Below are 20,022 nucleotides of genomic sequence, written 5' to 3' on the forward strand. Positions count from 1 at the left end.
ATCATCAAGCGGAAGCCCGCCTCGCGGCGGGCTTCCGTGATCGCGTGCCTTGTGCCCCGTCCGCCTCAGAGGATGTAGCGGCTCAGGTCCGGGTCCTGGACCAGTTCGCCCAGGTGCTGGTCGACGTAGGCGCGGTCGATGGTGACCGATTGGCCGTCGCGGTCGGGGGCCTCGTAGCTGAGCACGTCGAGCAGGCGTTCGAGCACGGTGTGCAGGCGACGGGCGCCGATGTTCTCCTGGCGCTCGTTGACGGTCGCGGCGATGTCGGCGAGGCGCTCGACCGCGTCGTCGGTGAAGCGCAGTTCGACGCCCTCGGTCTTCATCAGCTCGACGTACTGCAGGGTCAGCGCGGCCCTGGGCTCGGTCAGGATGCGGACGAAGTCGTCCTTGCTCAGCGCGCCCAGCTCGACCCGGATCGGGAAGCGCCCCTGCAGCTCGGGAATCAGGTCGCTGGGCTTGGCGAGGTGGAACGCGCCGGAGGCGATGAACAGGATGTGGTCGGTCTTGACCGGGCCGTACTTGGTGCTGACGGTCGAGCCTTCGACCAGCGGCAACAGGTCGCGCTGCACGCCCTCGCGGCTGACGTCGCCGCCGCTCAAGCCGGCTTCGCTGCGCTTGGCGACCTTGTCGATCTCGTCGATGAAGACTATGCCGTGCTGTTCGCAGGCCTCGATCGCGGCCTCGCGCACCTCGTCCTCGTTGACCAGTCTGGCGGCCTCGTCCTCGATCAGCAACTTGCGCGCGGCCTTGATCGGGAGGGTCTTCCTGTGGGTCTTGGTGCCGGCCATCTGCGAGAACATCTGCCGCAGCTGCTGGCCCATCTCCTCCATGCCCGGCGGCGCCATGATGTCGACGCCGACATTGACCGCGGCGTCGATCTCGATCTCGCGCTCGTCGAGTTCGCCGGCACGCAGCTGCCTGCGCAGCTTGCTGCGGGTCGCGTCGTCGGGAGCGTTGGCCTGCGTGGACGGCTCGTCCTTCGCGGCATCGGCGATGTTGAAGCCGAACGAGGTCGCGGTGCCGGTGCGGCGCGGCAGCAGCGCGTCGAGGATGCGGTCCTCGGCACGCTCCTCCGCCTGGGTGCGGACGCGGTGCTTGGCCTGCTCGCGGTACAGCTTGACCGCGGTGTCGGCGAGGTCGCGGACGATCTGCTCAACATCCTTGCCGACGTAACCGACCTCGGTGAAGCGGGTCGCCTCGACCTTGACGAACGGCGCGTTGGCGAGCGTCGCCAGGCGGCGCGCAATCTCGGTCTTGCCGACGCCGGTCGGGCCGATCATCAGGATGTTCTTGGGCATCACCTCGTTGCGCAACGCGTCGTCGAGCTGGGCGCGGCGCCAGCGGTTGCGCAGGGCGATCGCGACCGCGCGCTTGGCCTGGTGCTGGCCGACGATGTGGCGGTCCAGCTCCTGCACGATCTCCCGGGGGGTCATGGTGGCGTTGTTGTTGTCGGTCATATGAACGCTTGAACGCTGTCCTGGAAGCGGCGTGAGCCGCGATGTGACGAAAGGGGAGCGAGGTCGCGCCTCGCGGGCTGCCTACAGCTCTTCCACCACCACGTTTCGGTTGGTGTAGATGCAGACGTCGCCGGCGATATTGATCGCCTCGGTGGCGATCGTGCGGGCGTCAAGCTGGGTGTGTGCGATCAGCGCGCGCGCGGCGGACAGCGCGTACATGCCGCCGGAGCCGATCGCGATGATGCCGTCCTCCGGCTCGATCACGTCGCCGGTGCCGCTGATCACCAGCGAGGTTTCCCTGTCGGCGACGGCGAGCAGCGCCTCGAGCTTGCCCAGGCGGCGCTCGGTGCGCCAGTCCTTGGCCATCTCGACCGCGGCGCGGGTCAGCTGGCCATGTTTCTCCAGCTTGGCTTCGAACAGCTCGAACAGGGTAAACGCGTCGGCGGCGGCGCCGGCGAAGCCGGCCAGCACCTGGCCGTCGCGGCCGAGCCGGCGGACCTTGCGCGCGTTCGCCTTCATCACCGTGTTGCCGAGGGTGACCTGGCCGTCGCCGGCCACCGCGACGCGGCCGTCGCGGCGCACCGAGACGATCGTGGTGGCATGGAAGACGTGGGGGTTCTGGCTGGGATCCATGAGGCCTCCGGAAGCGATGACTCATGGGTGGGGGCGGCGCCTGCGGGTTCAAGTTGGCCCGCGCCATCGGCGTCTGCGCAGGACACGCCGGTTCAGCTCGTCGCGATCCCCAATTCGACATCGCCCGGCACCGCACGCCCGAGCCGCTCGCCGAGATAGTCGATCACCGCGCGCACCCGCGGCGCACGGTCGGCGCCCGCGATCCAGACCATCTGTACGGTCGGCTGCGGCACCCGCCACTGCGGCAGCACTTCGACCAGCGCGCCGGCGTCGAGATCGGCGCCGACCACGAAATCGGCCAGCAGGACGATGCCGGCCCCACCCAGGGCGGCATCGCGCAGGGCGTCGGCATTGTTGGTGGCCAGCACCGGCTGCACCCGCACCGGGCGCTTGAGACGGCCGCGCTGCAGCGTCCACAACGCGCCCGACTGCAGCGGCGCGAAGCTCAGGCAGCGATGGTTGGCCAGATCTTCCGGCCGCTGCAGCGGCGGCGCTTGCCTGAGGTAGCGCGGCGATGCGCACAGGAAGCGGCGGATCGGCGCCAGCCCGCGTGCGACCAAGCGCGAGTCGGCCAGCCGCCCGATCCGCACCGCGACGTCGACCCGCTCCGCGACCAGGTCCGCATACCCGTCATCGAACACCACATCGAGCTGGATCCGCGGATGGCGTTCGAGCAGCCCGGCCAGCAGCGGCGCGACCCGGCGCCGCCCGTAGGTCGCCGGCAGGTGCAACCGCACCCGCCCGGCCGGCTCGGCGTGCTGGGACGCGAGCCCGGCGTTGAGACCGCCCAATGCGCTCTCGACCGCGCGGTAGTCGGCCAGCAGGACCTCGCCCAGCGGCGTCAGCGACACCCGCCGGGTCGAGCGCAGGAAGACCGGACCGCCGACGCTGCGCTCGAGGCTGGCGATGCGCCGGCTCAGCACCGACGGCGTGCAGCCGACCTCGGCCGCCGCGCGCGCGAAGCTCAGGTGACGGGCGACCGCGGCGAAGCCGACCAGCTCGCGCAGCCGGCCCGGCGTCAGCATCGGGAATTCGTTCATGTCTCGAATGAAACTAGTTCATGACGATCCGATTATCACCCTTGATGTTGTCCCGGACACTGGCTCCTCCTCTCCCCCGACGAAGACGAGGCTCCCGATGACCGGAATCACCCGACGCGAACTGCTCGGCGCCAGCCTGGCCGCCACCGCCACCGCCACCGCCACTGCCACTGCCCTCGCCACCGGCCTCGCACCGGCGCGTGCGGCCGACCCGCAACGCAGCGGTCGCGGGCGTCTGGCCGGCAAGGTCGCGATCATCACCGGCGCGACATCCGGGATCGGCCGGGCGACCGCATTCGCGTTCGCGCGCGAGGGCGCCAGGGTCGGCTTCTGTGGCCGTCGCGAGGTGCTCGGCCGCGAAGTCGAAGCGGAGATCCGTGCCGACGGCGGCGAAGCGCTGTTCGTGCGCGCCGATGTCACCGTGCCGGACCAGGTGCGCGAGTTCGTCGACGCCGTCGTCCGGCGCTACGGCGGCCTGCATGTGGCGTTCAACAACGCCGGCATCACCGGCCGCTTCCGGCCGCTGCACGAGCTGGGCCTGGAGGAGTGGGATGCGATCAACGCGACCAACACCCGCGGCGTATTCGTATCGATGAAGCAGCAGATCCCGCACATGCTGCGCAGCGGTGGCGGCAGCATCATCCTGACCTCGTCGCTGCACGAGCGCAGCACCCGTCCCGGCGCCGGCGCCTACGCGACCAGCAAGCGCGCGCTGATGGGGCTGGCCCAGGCCACGGCACTCGACTACGGCGCCGGCGGGATCCGCGTCAACGTGATAGCGCCGGGGATCATCGACACCCCGCTGTTCCGCGGCGCCACCGGCGCATCGCCGGAGATGGCCGAGCAGTCGCGGCAGAAGATCGACGCGTTCAAGCGGATCGGCACGCCGGAGGAGATCGCCGATGTCGCGCTGTGGCTGGCCAGCGACGAGAGCCGCTACATGACCGGCTCCTCGGTGCTCGCCGACGGTGGCGTGCTGGCCGGGCTGTAGGGCGCCATAGCATGCCCCTGACTCATTTCGTCTCCTCCGGCGGCTCCCTCATTGGGAAGAGTCAGGGTGACGGAGCATTGCTGTTGCCCTCGTCCTTGATGGACACCGGCTACGGCACTCGCCGCCTGCCTCTTCTCCCAACCCCTTCCTCCCGGCTGTGGATCGGGGAAGAGCGCGGCGTTCAGTGCCTCCGGGGTTGATCCAGCCGCGGCCATAGGACCGCAGCGGCGCTCAACGCTTGCGCTTCGCGCGCGGGTGGGCGTCGTCGTAGACGCGGGCCAGGTGCTGGTAGTCGAGATGGGTGTAGATCTGGGTGGTCGCGATGTCGGCATGGCCGAGCAGTTCCTGCACGCCGCGCAGGTCGCCGGAAGACTCCAGGATGTGGCTGGCGAACGAGTGCCGCAGCAGGTGCGGGTGCACCCGCTTGAACAGGCCCTGCTGCTGCGCGAGCTTGCGCAGCCGCAGCTGCACGGCGCGCGGGGTGATCGGCCCGTCGCGGCCGGGAAATACCGGCGCGTCGTTGCCGGCGCCGGTCGAACGGCGCCACTCTGCCAGTGCCGCCCGCGCATGCGAACCCAGCGGCACGCTGCGCTGCTTGTTGCCCTTGCCGGTCACGTGGACGAGCGCGTCGGCCAGGTCGAGGTCGCGCCAATGCAGGCCGCACAGCTCCGACAGGCGCAGGCCCGAGGAGTAGAACAGCTCCAGCAGGGCGCGGTCGCGCAGGCCCAGCGGCGCGTCGGTCGGCACTTCGACCAGAGCCTTGGCCTCGTCGGGGTCGAGCACCTGCGGCAGCTTGCGCGGCGCCTTCGGCGCACGGATCGCCGCAGCAGGACTGGCGGCGATCCGGCCCTGTTTCAGCAACCAGGCATAGAAGCTGCGGCAGGCCGACAGGCGCCTCTGCAGGCTCTTGGGCGAGAGGCCGCGGCGGTGTTCGGCGGCGACGAAGCCGCGCAGCTGTTCGGTCTGGAGATCCACGACCTGCAGCGACTGCGCGGCGCTCCAGCCCTGCAGGGCATCGAGGTCGCGGCGGTAGGCGTCCAGCGTATGCGCCGACATCTGCCGCTCCACCTGCAGATGGGCAAGGAATTCGTCGATCGTGCTCGTTGCCATGCGACGCCAGCGTAGCGCGGAAGCCCTTCTTCCGCACATCCCCCGTAGGAGCGGCGTAAGCCGCGATTGGGCGACAGGAACCGGACCCTCTCGGCAATGTGGCCGGCGACCGTGTGCATCCGGCCGCAGCTTACGCAGCTCCTACAGGCGCTCCTGGGCGACCCTGCGCACGCCGGTGATCTACCGGCGCTCGAAACGCTGCAGGGCGGCGGCCAGCGCTTCGCCCATCATCCGCAGGAACAGGGTGCCCATGCCGGGATAGAAACGGTTCGGGTCGCGGCTGCCGACCGCGACCAGGCCGATGCCGGGCAGCGGCAGCAATGCGCTGGACTGCACCTCCTCCACGCGCGCGCCATACAGCAGCGCGTTCTTCTCCGGCTGCAGGCGTCCGCAGATCGGCTCGCCGTCGACGAGGCAGTCGCGGAACGGCGCCAGCGCGCCGTCGTCGGCCGCGACCACCTGCAGCCAGTCGGCGGCTTCGAGGCCGGCCACCGGCCTGAGCATCACCAGTCGCACGATATCGCCGTTGAATTCCTCGGCCAGGGTCGCCGCCATCGCCTGCAGGGTGCCGCTGGCGCTGTCCTGGCGCATCAGCGCCAGTGCCAGCTGGTGGGTGCGCACCGCCAGGCGCTCGTTCTCCTGCGCGTTCGCGAACAGCTCCCGCAGCCGCCGCGACAGCTCGCGATTCTTGTCGCGCAGCACTTCCAGCTGGTAGCTCGCCAGCGACGCGGCCGAGCCCTCGTCGCGCGGCACCACCAGGCTCAAGGCAAGATCGGGGAACTGCTGCAGGAAGCGCGGGTGCCGACGCAGCCAGGCCGCGACCTCGTGTGCGCCGAGTTTCTCCTGGATGTCACTCATCGGACCATTCTCCTTCGAACACGAACGCGGTCGGGCCGCTCATCATCACCGGCGCATCGTCGTCCGGCCATTCGATCAGCAACTCCCCCCCCGGGAGCGCGATCGTGACGCTGCGGTCGATGCGTCCGCGCTTCATCAGTATGGCCGCCGCCGCGCAGGCGCCGCTGCCGCAGGCCAGGGTCTCGCCGACGCCGCGCTCGTATACGCGCAGGCGCACGCGGTCGCGCGAGGCGACCTGGGCGAAGCCGACGTTGACCGATTCCGGAAACACCCCGTCGCGCTGCAGCGCCGGTCCGATCGTGGCGACCGGGGCGGCGGCGATGTCGTCGGCCTCGATCAGCGCGTGCGGATTGCCCATCGACACCGCACCGAACGGCGGCAGCGACGGGTTGGCGGCGATGTATTGCTCCTGGGGCCGGGCGAACCTGTGCATCGGGATCCGTGTCGGATCGAATTCGGGCACGCCCATCGCGATGCGGAAGCGGCCGTCGCCAATCCGCTCGACCATATGACGGCCGGTCGGGCTGTCGAGCTGGAACCGTTCGCCGCCGGCGGCGCCGTCGCGCACCAGCCATGCAGCGATGCAGCGCGCACCGTTGCCGCACTGCTGCGAGCGCGAGCCATCGGCATTCCAGATGCCATAGGCGGCGACCGCGCCATCCGACAGCGGATCCTCGATGGTCAGTATCTGGTCGCAACCGACGCCGACATGCCGATCGGCCAGGGCGCGGCAGCGCTCCGGGGACGGCGGCGGCCGGCCGCCGCGCAGGTCGAGCACGACGAAGTCGTTGCCGGCGCCATGCATCTTGGTGAAGTGCAGGCGCGGGGCGGATGCCGCGTGCGGCCGCGCGCTCATCCGGCAGCCGGTTCCTCGTCGCCGTCGCCCTCGGCCTCCGGCATGACGTCGTCGGCCGGCGGTGTTCCGGCATCGGTCGGCGCGGCGTCGGCAGGAGTCGTGTCCGCCGGCGTCCCGACCGGCATCTCGACCGGCGCCTGGACCAGCGGCCCCTTGTTGCCGCAGGCGGCGAGCGCCAGCGACAACAGGATCAACGGAAGTGCGATGCGTGCATTCATGCCGGCAGTGTAGCCCGCGTCCCGCGGACTGCGAAGCTCAGCGGACGGACGGCGGTTCAGGCCGTCGCCGGTCGTTCTGCCGCCGCCCGGCCTGTCGCGGCGGCGCCAGCGGCGGCTCCGGCCGCCACCACAGCCAGGTCGCGACCACGGCCATGATCCCGGTGCCGGTCGCGGCCATCCACAGCTTCGGTGCGGTCAGGAACATGATCACAGCGCAGACGGACATCATCACCGTCGCCAACCATTTGGCACGGCGGCTGACCGCACCGTGCGCCTGCCAGTCGCGGATCATCGGTCCGAACTGCCGGTGCGCGAGCAGCCAGCGATGCAGGCGCTCGGAACCGCGCGCGGCGGCGAACGCCGACAGCAGCACGAACGGCACCGTCGGCAGCCCCGGCACCACGATGCCGATCAGACCCAGGCCAAGCGCGGCATAGGCCAGCAGCCACCAGGCCCAGCGGAAGCGTGGTGGCCGCGGCGCCTGCGTCATCGTCAGTCGCCGCTGCCCGGAGCGAACACTTCGCGCAACGCCATCAGCGCCGCGGGATGGTAGATGGTGTGGTGTTGCTCTGCCGGCATGGGCGCATGATGCACCCGCAGGCCCGGCGCGTCAGCCAGCGCCCGGGCCAGCGCGGCGGCGGGAACGGCGATTCCGGCTTCGTCGCTGCTGGCGAGGAACAGCCGCTCCGGCTTGCCACCGGTCGGCGCAAGCTTCTGCAATCGTGCCGGCGCCACCTCGACCAGCCGGCCGCCGTTCCACCACAGGCTCGGGTCGATCGCGATCCAGCCATCGAACAGCTGCGGCGCCTCGACGAGACTTTCGACCACGAACAGCCCGGCCAGGGATTCGCCGATGATCGCGGTTTCGCCGGTCACTGGATAACGACGTTCGATCTCCGGCATCAATTCGTCGGCGATGAAGGTGCGGAATGCCGCCGAGCCGCCGACCCGCGGCGCGATCTCGCGATCCTTCCCGACCTCGGTCGGCCCGGTCAGGTCGCGTCGGCGCTCGGTGTTCTCGATGCCGACCAGCATCACCGGCCGCATCGTGCCGTTCATCGCGCCGACCTGGACAAGCCCTGCGATGTGCAGGAAGTCCTCGCCGAGCCCGCCATCGGGCATGTACAGCACCGGCAGCGGCGTCTCGCGATCGCCGCCGGGGCGGTAGACGTTGATCCGGCGCGGCTCGCCGAGGACCTCGCTGTCGAGGACGAAACTGTCGCCGATCGCCAGCGGCTGCGCCGGGGCGGGCCCGGCCGCGTGCGCGGGCGGCGCGGCGACCAGCGCGACGGGCAGCAAAACCAGCCCGAGCAGCGCCGCCAGCGCCGTTGCCCGCAGCCGCATCAGCGCGCCTCCTGCGCGTCCACGCCGAGCTGGTGGAGCATGAATGCGTACATCTCGGCGCGCTCGCGGAAGCGGCGGAAGCGACCCGACTTGCCGCCGTGGCCGGCCTCCATGTTGGTGCGGAACACGACGATGTGGTCGGAGGTGTCCAGATCCCGCAGCCGCGCCACGTACTTGGCCGGCTCCCAGTACTGCACCTGCGAGTCCCACAACCCGGTGCCGACGAACATCGCCGGATAGGCCTGGGCCTTCAGGTTGTCATACGGCGAGTACGACAGCATGTAGTCGTAATACGCCTTCTGCTCCGGGTTGCCCCACTCGTCGTACTCGTTGGTGGTCAGCGGGATGCTCGGATCCAGCATCGTCGTCACCACGTCGACGAACGGCACCTGCGACAGGATCACCCGATAGCTGTCCGGTGCCATGTTGGCGATCGCGCCCATCAGCAGCCCACCGGCGCTGCCGCCGTATGCGGCGACGCGATCCGGCGCGGCGTATTTCTGCTCGACGAGGAACTTCGTCACGTCGATGAAGTCGGTGAAGGTGTTCTTCTTGTGGAACAGCTTGCCGTCGTCGTACCAGGCGCGTCCCATCTCCTGGCCGCCGCGGATGTGCGCGATCGCGTAGACCATGCCGCGGTCGAGCAGGCTGACCACGGTGCTGTTGAAGCCGGGATCGGTCGAGGAGCCGTAGCTGCCGTAGGCGTACTGCAGCAGGGCCGCACTGCCATCGCGCTCGAAGCCCTTCCGGTAGACCAGCGATACCGGTACCCGGGTGCCGTCGCGGACGGTCGCCCACAGCCGCTCGGTCACGTATCGGGCCGGGTCGTAGCCGATCACCGGCTCGCGCTTGAGCATGCGGCGCTCGCCGGTCTTCACGTTGAGCTCGTAGACGGTGTCCGGGGTTGTCATCGAGGTGTAGCCATAGCGCAGCAGCTCGGTGTCCGGCTCGGCATTGGTCGACAGGCCCATCGAGTACGCCGGCTCGTCGGCCTTCACGTATTCCTCCTCGCCCGGCTGGCCCGGCGTGCCGCGCACGATGCGCAGGCGCTCCAGGCCCTCGGAGCGCTCGCCGATCGCGGTGAAACCGTCGAACAGCTCGAGGCCATCGATGAACACGTCGTCGCGATGCGCGATCCAGTCCTTCCAGTCCTTGCGCGAGGTGCTACCGGTCGGCGCGGTGACGACCTTGAAGTTCTTCGCGCCGTCGGCATTGGTCACGATCACCCAGCGGCCGTCATGGTGGTCGGCGTCGTACTCGACATCGCGCTCGCGCGGCGCCAGCACCGTGAACTCGCCCGGATCGGCCGCCGGCGAGCAGCGCAGCTCGCTCGACACCGTGCTCTCCACGCCGATGCAGATGAACTTCTCGTCGCGGGTCTTGCCGATGTGCATGTAGAAACTGTCGTCGTGCTCCTCGTAGACCAGCACGTCGTTGGCGACCGGAGTACCGAGCACATGCTTCTTGACCCGCACGGTCAGCAGGGTCTCGGGATCGTTCTCGACATAGAACAGGGTGCGGTTGTCGTCGGCCCAGACCAGATTCGGCGACACGCCCTTGATCTGGTCCGGATACAGCTCGCCGGTCTCCAGGTCCTTGAAGCGCACGGTGTACTGGCGGCGGCCGTTCAGGTCCTCGGCATAGGCGAGCACCTTGTCGTCGCGGGTCACTTCCCAGTCGCCGACGTTGTAGTAGTCCTTGCCAGCGGCCAGCGCGTTGACGTCGAGCAGGACCTCTTCGCCGGCGAAGTCGTCGGCGTCGTTGGCCTTCTGGATCGACAGCGCATCGACGCCGGCGGCATCACGGCGGCGGCCGTAGACCGGATAGTCCTGGCCGGTCGCGAAGCGGGTGTAGTACCACCAGCCGTGCTTGCGGTACGGCACCGAGCTGTCGTCCTGCTTGATGCGGCCGACGATCTCATCAAAGAGCGTGTCCTCCAGCGGCTTCAGCGGCGCCATCACCGCGTCGGCATAGGCGTTCTCGGCCTCCAGATAGGCCAGCACCGCCTTGTCCCCGCGCTCGTCGTCGCGCAGCCAGTAGTACTCGTCCTGGCGCTCGGCGCCGTGCGGCGCCTTGACCACGTGCGGACGCTTCTCGGCATCCGGCGGGGCCGGCAGGTCGGCGGCGGAAGCAACGGTCGGAACGGCAGTGGAAAGGCTCATCAGCAGGGCGGCCAGCGACAGGGTGGGTCATGGATGGGGGCCGGGGACGGGTTTCGCAACAGAGGGCGAAGGCGACCCTGAATCGACCAGTCTTTCGTAGACACCTTGGGGCAGTCCACCACAGTGCTCGACGCCCATCTGTTCGAGGATCTGGACCAGGTCCGAGAGATCACCGATACCTGGCTGCAACGCTACAACGACGAACGCCCGCACGAGTCCCTGGGACACCTGCCACCCAGCCTCTATCGCGCCCTGCGCGAGCGGGAAACCTCCTAATCCACTGCCCTCTTGACGGGGAAGGCTACGAGACGGCTATTGGGGGCAGGTCAGAAAGACCAGAATGCCCACGACAGTTTCGGCTCTACCTTGAGCCCTGCTGGCCGGCCTTTGCAAACTAGCCTAGGATCTTGTTACCCATTACATTCAGGCTGATAATGAAGATAAGTTTCATGTGCTGGGAGCTCGATATCCCTCGCCAAAGCTAGATTAAAATCCTTCCAGTTCGATACAACAGGAAGATCAAGAAAGGAATCTCCATACCAAAGAGCAATCTCGACACAACTGGTGCGAAGCCTACCTAGAAGGGAAAACAGCTCCGTAGAACCAACGCCAAGCCCATCAGCAATGCCGCGCTGAGCTGATAAATATAGATCATCAAAAGGACACCCGTTAGGCGTCAGTTCATATATCTGAGCGCTCTCACCGAATATTGATCGCGAGGCATCAGCAATCAGACCTTTGTCAGGACATGGCTTCAGATGTCGGAAAACGTCCTCTCCGGCATCCACACAGACTTTCACGAGAGCAAACTGTGTCATCTCCCCCCCTTGTCATCGCGGCTATGTCGCTGCCGCATTTCACCAGACCTAACTGCTGCATCAGCACGATCAATATCGTCAGAAGTAGTCGGGCGAGCGTCTGACCGAGTCGTTCGCGTCACTCCAGTCTTCGGATTCGTATGCGATTCAGAGGTGTGCGTGTGACTACGCACATCTCCGGCCTTGGCATCCCTATGGCTACTATGGATCTGCATGAAATCACCCCCTTCGCTCGTTGGCTTAGAGGTACTTACCAAGTTCACGTCTGCCGATGTATCAAGCGCCGTCCCGTTTGGAGTGACCGTAAATCTGGCGCCGTCTGCGCCATTGTCAGCAGCTCTGGCGGCATCAACGCCATGACTTGCCCCCCTTACCGCAGTTCCTAACCCAGTTGCAAATGGAACGGCGGCTCCAACAATATCCGCGCCCAATGCTGCTGCATTCGTCCAACTCGGTTCCGTTGCTAGCTTGTAGCCGCTGTAAGCGATAAACCCGATGTCAGCGATGGTATCGAGGACACGACCATCAGGATCCGTGTATTTGTAAGGATTGCCGGCGGCGTACCAGTAGCGGTTGAAGTATCGTGTATCGCCGTTGCTGTACGGCGTCACCGGGTCGGCTGACAGGAACCGGCCGATGTCGTCGTCATAGTAGCGCTGCTGGGCGTAGACCAGGCCCGTCGCGGCGTCGAACACGTGGCCGGTGTAGCCGGGGCCGTCCTGCGGGGTCGGGGTCAGCTGCTTGCCGTAGGGTTCGTACTCGCGACGTTCCAGTACGGTGCGGTTGGCGTCGGTGATCACCACCGGGCTGCCCAGCGCGTCGGTGTGCTGGTACTTGGTCGTGTAGGTGTTGGTCGGCGTATAACGCTCACGGGTCGCGATCAGACTGCCGGCCAGATAGATGTACTCGCTGATCACGCTCTTGCGCTGGTCGACGGTCATCGCCAGTTCGCCCGATTGCGTGTACTGGCTGTACTTGTTGTGGCTGGTGTAGTCCCAGACCCGGCGGCCCAGCCCGTCATAGGCGTATTGGCTGGTCACCGCACCCACCGTGGCGCTGCGCAGGCGATTGCCGTAGTCGGAATCGAACGTGGCGCCGCTCTTGTTGGCCAGGTTGCCCTGCACGTCGTAGCCCAGCCCGACCACCGTGGTGCCGCCGCAGCTGCCGGTCTTGACGTTGGTCAACCGCCAGTTCGCGTCGTAGCAGTAGTGGTGGTCGCGCACCGCCGGGCCGCCGCCGAGCTTGACCCGGGTCAGGTTGTCCAGCACGTCGTAGGCATAGGTCGCGGTGCCGAACATCGGCGAGGTCGTACTGGTCAGCCGGTCCAGGCCGTCGTAGACCATGTCGCGGTTGCCGCGCTGGTTGCGACCGGTGGCGCCGTCGGTGATCGCGGCGACGTTGCCATTGGCGTCGAAGTCGTAGCTGTCGGCCAGGAATTTGGTGCTGCCGTAGGCGTCGGTGCTGGTGTCCGGCAGGCCCCGCGCGTTCTGGGTCAGCGTGTGGACGATGCCGTTGCCGTAGGTGAACTGCTTGATCGCCCCGTTCGGGTAGTAGCTGACGTTGCTGGCGAAGGTGCCGGCCTTGGTCGGCTGGCCTAGCGCATTGGGCGCGTAGTCGACGGTGATGCCGTGCCAGGACTGGGCCGAGCGGTGGCCATTGGCGTTGTATTCATGCGTGACCGACCAGTCGATGGTGTTCCACTGCATCCGCTCCTGCACGGGCAGGCGGCGCTTGTTGTACGCGTAGGTGGTGGTGACGATCTGGTCGCTGCCGCCGTCGTTGTTGACGGTGACCGTCTCCGGCAGCCCGTCGGGCGTATAGGTATGGGTGGTGTTGCCGCGGCCGTCCGGGAACGTCAGTGCGGTGATCCGGTTGCGGGCGTCGTAGCTGCGGTTGACCAGGCGACCGGACGCCGTCGCCTGGGCTTTTGCGTCGGGACAGGAAGTGCCGACTCCGATGCTCAGCCCTGCCGCGGACCGGACCAGATTGTCCGCGCCGTCATACCACACCACCTGCGAGCCCGTTTCGGGCTCGGTCACCATGCACAGGCGCTCTGCCCCGCCATAGAGGTAGTGGCGGTCCAGCGCGGTGGTACCGCCTGTCGGGCTGGCGCTGTTGCTGCGCCGGATCCGGGTCGGCTTGCCGAAGTCGTCGCGGCTGATGTGAGTGAACGCCCCTTCCGGATGCCAGAGCGTCACCGGCGTGTCGTAGCCAGGCTGGTCGAAAGCCTGGAACCACGAGTGGCTGATCTTGCCCCGCGGATTGGTCACCTTGACGTAGTCGCCGCTGGTATTGTTGCCGTACACGGTGGTGGTGACCAGCAGGCCCAGCTCCGAGTCCTGCTCGACCCGGATCGCCCGCCCCAGCGCGTCGTAACCGGTATGGGTGCCGGCCGTCGAGTTGTACACCAGGCTCGGGTACGAGGCGAACGACGTGCGCCCGTCGTGGTCGTAGGCGAAGGTGTTGAAGCGCTTGGTCGCTTCGTAGTTGCCGACCTCGTACTCCTGCACGATCAGCGGCCGCCACAGCGCATCGTAGAAGGTGAGCTTGCGGGCATTGCCGGTGCTGACGGTCTGCCGCCAGTGGCCGGCCGGGATGCCGCCCTCGGCGACGTCCACCTGCTCGAACACCTGCGTGGTCGGCGCCCACGCCGACGTGTCGCAGACCCCGGCCGCGCTCTCGGATGGATGGGTCACCTGGCTCAGCCGGCCCATCGCATCGTAGGCGTAGCAGGTCTTGTAGCCGTTCTCGTCGGTCACCGACGCGAGGGTGCCGTCGTCGTTGACCACCGCGCTCTGGCTGACGCCATCGGCGTAGCCGATGCTCTGCGGAATCCCGCGCTTCCAGTTCGACAGCGTGGTGACGTTGCTGCGGCCGTCGGCGACGGTCCTGAGCGTACCGTCGGCGTTGTAGAGCAGGGTCTGCTTGAGCAGGGTGAAGCTGTACCGCTTGTGGGGCAGGTTGTTTCCGTCGTACTGGGTCTGCGAGACGATCCGGCCGCTCTCGACGTCGGTCACCGACGCGACCTGGCCCAGCACCCAGGCGCCGGTATCGTCGTGGTAGGTGATGACCTCGGTCCTGTCGTAGTCCGCCGACAGGGCGATGCCCGGCGTCATCGCGCCCATCGCCATCAGTGCGGAGAAGATCGCCGGCCGCAGCCCCTCCTTGCGCGCGCTCATTCGCCGTCTCCTTCGCTCGGCTGCGGCTGTTCGTCCTGCGACGACACCGGCTCGGCGACCAATGGGTCGCCCCCTCCACCACCCACTACGCTGACCTTCCTGGCAGTCGAGAACGCACTGCAACCATTCGCGTTGCAGGCTCTTACACGGTAACTGTATTCGCCTTCGAACCTGTGATTCTGGATACGGCTGGTCGCCGTGCCGGTATAGATCGTCGCCCAGCCCGCGGCGGAGCCATCACCTGACTGCAGTTCGTAGTGGGTCACGGAGCCCACGTCAGTCCAGCTGACGGTGAAGTCCTGGTTGGTGTTGGCACTTTGCGGAGCAGACAACACCGGAACGCCAGGAACCGGGGCCGACACGACCGTGGTCTTCATCTCCGAGTAGCCGCCACATCCCCCTGCGTTGCAGGCGCGGCCAAGATAATCATAGGTGCCGCTTCCGAGTCCGGAGACGTTCTTGCTCAAGCCGCTGCCATTGTAGATCTCGGCCCAGCCGCCACCGTCCTTGCGCTGCTCCAGTCGATAGCTGGTCGCCGCGCTGACGGCCGGCCAGCTCACCGTGAATGCACCATCGCTGTCCGTGGCCGGGGCCGACAGTACAGGCACCCCGGACGGTGGCACGGTCACGACCGTCGTCCTGGTTGCGGAGTAGCCACTGCAACCGCCGGCATTGCAGGCCAGGCCACGATAGTCGTATGTCCCGTTGCCCAGGCCCGAGAGCGTCTTGCTCAGACCCGATCCGCTGTAGACCTGCACCCAGCCGCCGCCGTCCTTGCTCTGCTCCAGGCGGTACTCGGTCGCCGAGTTCACCTCAGCCCAGCTCACGTTGAAACTCCCCCCACTGCTGGCGGGGACGTTCAAGGATGGCGCGCTGCTCGGCGGATCCACATGGGAGCCGCCGGTTGCGAAGCTGTATTTGCGCACGCGCAGCGGCCGCGCGAACGAATCGAACTGCTCGACCTCGTTGATGTAGCGCGAGCCCTCGCGGACGATCTCGCGGCGCTTCTGCGGGCGGATGTATTCGCTGGTGAAGGCATTGCCGCGCGCCTGCGGGCTGTCGCCGATCGGAGTCGGATACGGTTGCCCGGACTGGGCCAGCACGTACTCGATCCGCTCGGTGTGCAACGGTGTGGAGCCGGTGCCCTTCTGGATCCTCAGCAGCTTGCCTTCGTTGTAGCGGTAGCTGTTGCCGAAGGCATAGCGGGTCCAGCTCCCGTCCGGCGCAGTGACCGTGGTCAGGGCGGTACCGGCGCAACTGTCGTCGGTGCACTGGGGGGCCTCGCAGCCGTTCGAGTCCTGGCAGACGGGATGCCCGCCTCCGCTCGGCGGCAGGAACCACGTCACCGTGCTGCTGTAGTCGTAGGTCCATGCATTCGTGGCCAGCCCCGGACCGCTGATCTGCTTGCGGGTCAGCGAATAGGAATCCCAGTTGATCGGGTAATAGGCGACATCGTCGTTCGGATCGTTGTATGGCGTCGAATAGTTGCCGCACAGGGCCGGCACATTGGACCGGCCATGGCGCTTCGGAAACACGGTGAAGGTGCCCGTCGCGCCCGAAGGATGCGAAATGGTGCCGACGACGGATGTCTTGTTGAGGATGTCGCCAGGATTGAAGCAGTTGCGGACGAAATCGCCGGGGTCGGTGTTCTTGTTGTAGTCGATGCCGGCTTCACTGAAAGCCGCGAAATCGATCGACCAGCGGCTACCGTCGGGCAGCACCACGCCAGTGAGCGTGCTCTTTCCGGTTCCCACGGAGGCGTACTCGTACTGCCAGGTCCGGGTGCCGTCGTTGACGGTGCCGATCTTGCCGTTGGCGTTGTACCCCAGGGTGATGCCGCGGCCGTCGCTGGAGGCGATCGCGGTCAGCCGGGCCGGTGCGTTGTAGGCATTGGTGTAGGTGTAGGTGACCCAGTTGCCGAAACGGTCCTCCACCCGGGTCGCGTACAGCACGTTCCTGCGCCGCGGCAGGTAGATCGGCACCCCGTTGCTGTTCTTGTCTTTCAGTTTCGCTTCCACGTACTGGGCCATGCGGTTGAACCAGTACCGGGTACCGTCGGCGGTGATCGCCAGGAAGCCCTCTCCGCTGCCGTTCTGGATCGCGGACAGGCAGCTGAACCAGGTCTGGCCATCGGTGGTCCAGCGCCACGGACCGCCGGTTGCCGGCCGGGTCGTCGACGCACTGCCGATCAGCATCTCGCCACCGCCGGGCAGGCTGGCCTGGTTGCCCTGCCAGTACTCATGGGGCTGGAAATACTTGTCGCTGACCTTCACCGCCGGCGGCTGCGTCGCCCCGCTGCAGCGCTGGTCGTGCCAGGTGGTCGCGAAGACGCCGCTGATCCGCGGCACGTCCAGGTCCCAGTCCGCGAACGGCAGGTCGTAACCGTCGATATCGCGGTTGGCGCCATGATTTTCGACGCTGTAGCGGCGCCCGACCGCGACGGCCAATCCGTTGTTGCCGGGCACGCCGACGTCGGTGGCCGAGAACGACAACGCGCCGGTATTGAGATCGACATTGTCCCCGAACAGGTCCGGCCCCAACGAGGTGATCGCCGAACGCTTGTCGATCAGCTTGTCGTACTCCTCCCAGGGCGCCTTGCCTTCGTCCTGAGCGCAAACCGTCCCCCCGGCCGCCAACAGCGCCGCGGCCACCACCCACTGCATCGTTCTCATCAACTTTTCCTTCCGTTGCAGCCGTGACCGGCCGCGCTCCCCAGAACCCCGGAACATCGCTCCAGGTTCATTTCACGTTAAAAATGTGACGCAATTCATACCATCGGCCGCCGGCCCGGACAACCGGTAACTTCCCCTACACCACAGACGTCACGATGCCGCCGTCGCCGAATCGCTGCACACCGGATGCGTCGTACAACCGCTCCGAGAGCCATACCCGGCCTGGTGGATGATCATGTCTCGTCCGCCTCTCAGGCGTTGAGACCGTCAGGCATTCAACCCTCTCTCCACATCAAACTGCCGAAGGCGGACAGGCTTCGAAGGCCCGCGACTTCGACCACGGGCACGGCTGGCGATATGCAGGGAATCCGCCGGTCGAGATGACCCCAAAACGACAACGGCGGGGCTTTCGCCCCGCCGATTGCAGCTGCTCGGAGGCGGATCGTCGGGACCGAAAAGGTCCCGCTTCGGCTCCGAAACCTACTCGGCCAATTCCTCCCACAGGAAGGTGTAGGCGAGAGCCGACATGTGGGCGGCCTGGGCGTTGTTTGCCGCGCCGCCGTGGCCCCCCTCGATGTTCTCGTAGTAGCGCACGTCCTTGCCGGCATCGAGCATCTGCGCGGCCATCTTGCGGGCATGGCCCGGATGGACGCGGTCGTCGCGGGTCGAGGTCATGAAGATCGCCGGCGGGTACTGCCGGGCCGGATCGAACAGGTGGTACGGCGAGAAGGTCTTGATGAAGGCCCATTCCTCGGGCTTGTCCGGGTCGCCGTACTCGGCCATCCACGACGCGCCGGCCAGCAGCTTGTGGTAGCGCTGCATGTCCAGCAGCGGCACCTGCACGACGATCGCGCCGAACAGCTCCGGATAGCGGGTCAGCATGTTGCCAGTCAGCAGGCCGCCGTTGCTGCCGCCCTGCGCGCCGAGGTGCTCAGGCGAGGTGATGCCGCGCGCGACCAGGTCCTTCGCGACCGCGGCGAAGTCTTCATAGGCCTTGTGGCGGTTGGCCTTGAGTGCGGCCTGGTGCCAGCGTGGACCGTACTCGCCGCCGCCGCGGATGTTGGCGACCGCGTAGACGCCACCTTTCTCCAGCCAGCCCTTGCCGACGCCGGCCGAATAGCCCGGGGTCAGCGAGATCTCGAAGCCGCCATAGCCGTACAGCAGGGTCGGCGCCTTGCCGTCGTAGGCCAGACCCTCCGGGCGGACCAGGAAGTACGGCACGCGGGTACCGTCCTCGCTGGTCGCGAAGTGCTGCTCGATCACCTTGCCTGACGCGTCGAAGAACGCCGGCATCGACTTCAGCGCCTCGGGCTGCTCGCCGATGTCGGCCAGGTACAGGGTGGTCGGGGTCAGGTAGTCGGCGACCGTCATCCACACCGCGTCGCTGTCGACCGGATCGACCGCACCGACGTCGATCGTGCCGAAGTCGGGGGCGCCGGTGAATTCGCTGCGCTTCCACTCGCCATCCGCCGGATCCAGCACGCTCAGCCGGCTCTTGACGTCGTCGAGCACGTTCAGGACCAGGTGGTCGCGGGTCCAGGTGTAGCTGGCCAGCGAAGTGCTCTCGCTGGGGGTGAACAACGCGGTGAACTCGCGCTTGCCGGCCATGAAGTCGTCGAAGTCTGCGACGATCAGGCTGCCGGCCGGGTACTCGTGGCCGCCGACGCCGTACGGCTCGCGCAGCTCCAGCAGCAGCCATTCCTTGTGCACGTTCTTGTTGACCGAGTTCGGCACGTCGATCTTCGCCAGCGTGCCGTCGGCGTTCCGCAGGTACAGCTCGTCGTTGTAGAACGCGAGCGTGCGGCTGACGAAGTCGCGCTCGAAGCCCGGGGTGTCGTCGTGGACGGCGGCGATGTACATGTCGTCGGACCGGCCTTCGTATACCACCTCCGCCGCCGACAGCGGGGTGCCGCGCTTCCACTGCTTGACGATGCGCGGGTAACCGGACTCGGTCATGCTGCCCTCGCCGAAGTCGGTGTAGACGTAGACGGTGTCGCGATCGATCCAGCCCAACCCGCCCTTCGCCTCGGGGCGGAAGAAGCCTCCTTCGACGAAGGTCCGGGTCGTCAGGTCGAACTCGCGGGTGACGTCCGCATCGGCGCCGCCGCGCGACAGCGCGATCAGGCAGCGGTCGTATGCCTCGCCCGGAGACGTGGGGCGCAGGCATTGCGCGCCGTGCCAGACCCAGTTCTCACCCTCGGCCTCGTTCAGCGCGTCCAGGTCGAGCACGGTTTCCCACTGCGGCTTGTCCTTGCGGTATTCGGCCAGGGTGGTGCGGCGCCACAGGCCGCGTTCGTGCTGCTTGTCCTTCCAGAAGTTGTAGTAGTAGTCGCCGATCTTCTGCACGCCGGGAATCTTGGCGTCGGAATCGAGAATGGTGCGGATGTCCGATTCCAGCGTCTTGAATCCGGGCGTCGCGGCCAGCTCGGCCTCGGTCTTGGCATTCTCGGCGCGGACCCAGTCCAGCGGCTTCTCGCCGGTCACGTCCTCGAGCCACTGGTAACGATCGGTCACGACGGCCTCCTCGGCATGGGCGACGCCCGCGGCAGCCGCAAGCCCGGCGGTGACGAAGCCGACAGCGGCGAGACGGGCGGTGGCGAAGCTGGTGGAGACCAGAACGGCTCGGCAGGCCCGGCTCAGGGTCGACAACGTGCGCCGGGGCATGGACAGCTGGGGCATGGGCG

At 67.3% G+C, this 20,022-nt stretch carries 14 protein-coding genes and 1 pseudogene; 2 read left to right on the forward strand and 13 right to left on the reverse strand.

What is annotated here, in order from left to right; all coding sequences use genetic code 11:
- Nucleotides 1-65: 65 nt before the first annotated feature.
- The 3 genes from hslU to L3V18_RS06860 form a co-directional block, all read right to left on the reverse strand.
- Entirely contained in the window at nt 66-1,457 is a 1,392-nt protein-coding gene (gene hslU, locus L3V18_RS06850) for an ATP-dependent protease ATPase subunit HslU (protein ID WP_237053937.1), read from the reverse strand.
- Between the two features lie 81 nt (nt 1,458-1,538).
- A complete protein-coding gene (gene hslV, locus L3V18_RS06855; RefSeq protein WP_237053938.1) occupies nt 1,539-2,090 on the reverse strand; it encodes an ATP-dependent protease subunit HslV in 552 nt (183 codons plus the stop codon).
- A gap of 92 nt (nt 2,091-2,182) precedes the next feature.
- Nucleotides 2,183-3,130, reverse strand: coding sequence for a LysR family transcriptional regulator (locus L3V18_RS06860; RefSeq protein WP_237053939.1), 948 nt, complete (start codon nt 3,128-3,130; stop codon nt 2,183-2,185).
- 97 nt (nt 3,131-3,227) lie between these two features.
- Here L3V18_RS06860 and L3V18_RS06865 point away from each other — a divergent pair, with 97 nt between their 5' ends.
- The gene (locus L3V18_RS06865; protein WP_237053940.1) at nt 3,228-4,121 is read left to right on the forward strand and encodes an SDR family NAD(P)-dependent oxidoreductase; all 894 of its coding nucleotides are present in this window, start codon (nt 3,228-3,230) and stop codon (nt 4,119-4,121) included.
- Nucleotides 4,122-4,352: 231 nt separating this feature from the next.
- On the opposite strand, the gene xerC is transcribed toward L3V18_RS06865, so the two are convergent.
- From xerC to L3V18_RS06900, 7 genes are all read right to left on the reverse strand, one after another.
- Nucleotides 4,353-5,231 (reverse strand): tyrosine recombinase XerC, encoded by an 879-nt coding sequence (gene xerC, locus L3V18_RS06870; RefSeq protein WP_237053941.1) that lies wholly within the window; start codon nt 5,229-5,231, stop codon nt 4,353-4,355.
- A gap of 180 nt (nt 5,232-5,411) precedes the next feature.
- Nucleotides 5,412-6,089, reverse strand: coding sequence for a DUF484 family protein (locus L3V18_RS06875; protein WP_237053942.1), 678 nt, complete (start codon nt 6,087-6,089; stop codon nt 5,412-5,414).
- Nucleotides 6,082-6,945: a diaminopimelate epimerase gene (gene dapF, locus L3V18_RS06880; protein ID WP_237053943.1), complete on the reverse strand. Its 864-nt coding sequence runs from the start codon at nt 6,943-6,945 to the stop codon at nt 6,082-6,084. The genes L3V18_RS06875 and dapF overlap by 8 nt, the downstream gene beginning before the upstream one ends.
- A complete protein-coding gene (gene lptM / locus L3V18_RS06885; protein WP_237053944.1) occupies nt 6,942-7,163 on the reverse strand; it encodes an LPS translocon maturation chaperone LptM in 222 nt (73 codons plus the stop codon). Before lptM ends, dapF begins: the two co-directional genes overlap by 4 nt.
- Nucleotides 7,164-7,200: 37 nt before the next feature.
- On the reverse strand, nt 7,201-7,653 hold the full coding sequence (locus L3V18_RS06890; RefSeq protein WP_237053945.1) for a YbaN family protein: 453 nt from the start codon (nt 7,651-7,653) through the stop codon (nt 7,201-7,203).
- Nucleotides 7,654-7,655: 2 nt separating this feature from the next.
- Nucleotides 7,656-8,507 (reverse strand): alpha/beta hydrolase, encoded by an 852-nt coding sequence (locus tag L3V18_RS06895; protein ID WP_237053946.1) that lies wholly within the window; start codon nt 8,505-8,507, stop codon nt 7,656-7,658.
- Nucleotides 8,507-10,669 (reverse strand): S9 family peptidase, encoded by a 2,163-nt coding sequence (locus L3V18_RS06900; protein WP_237053947.1) that lies wholly within the window; start codon nt 10,667-10,669, stop codon nt 8,507-8,509. Before L3V18_RS06900 ends, L3V18_RS06895 begins: the two co-directional genes overlap by 1 nt.
- Before the next feature lie 126 nt (nt 10,670-10,795).
- Here L3V18_RS06900 and L3V18_RS06905 point away from each other — a divergent pair.
- Nucleotides 10,796-10,945, forward strand: a pseudogene (locus L3V18_RS06905) (integrase core domain-containing protein); the annotation flags it as partial.
- Between the two features lie 538 nt (nt 10,946-11,483).
- On the opposite strand, the gene L3V18_RS06910 reads toward L3V18_RS06905, so the two are convergent.
- From L3V18_RS06910 to L3V18_RS06920, 3 genes are all read right to left on the reverse strand, one after another.
- Nucleotides 11,484-14,666, reverse strand: a complete 3,183-nt coding sequence (locus L3V18_RS06910) for an RHS repeat-associated core domain-containing protein (RefSeq protein ID WP_237053948.1) — start codon at nt 14,664-14,666, stop codon at nt 11,484-11,486.
- Nucleotides 14,663-17,338, reverse strand: coding sequence for a fibronectin type III domain-containing protein (locus tag L3V18_RS06915; protein ID WP_237053949.1), 2,676 nt, complete (start codon nt 17,336-17,338; stop codon nt 14,663-14,665). Before L3V18_RS06915 ends, L3V18_RS06910 begins: the two co-directional genes overlap by 4 nt.
- A gap of 480 nt (nt 17,339-17,818) precedes the next feature.
- Nucleotides 17,819-20,017, reverse strand: coding sequence for a prolyl oligopeptidase family serine peptidase (locus tag L3V18_RS06920; protein WP_425493477.1), 2,199 nt, complete (start codon nt 20,015-20,017; stop codon nt 17,819-17,821).
- Between the last annotated feature and the right edge of the window lie 5 nt (nt 20,018-20,022).

Origin of the sequence: Marilutibacter chinensis (genome assembly GCF_021725675.1) — a bacterium.
In the GTDB taxonomy this organism is placed as follows: Bacteria; Pseudomonadota; Gammaproteobacteria; order Xanthomonadales; family Xanthomonadaceae; genus Marilutibacter; species Marilutibacter chinensis.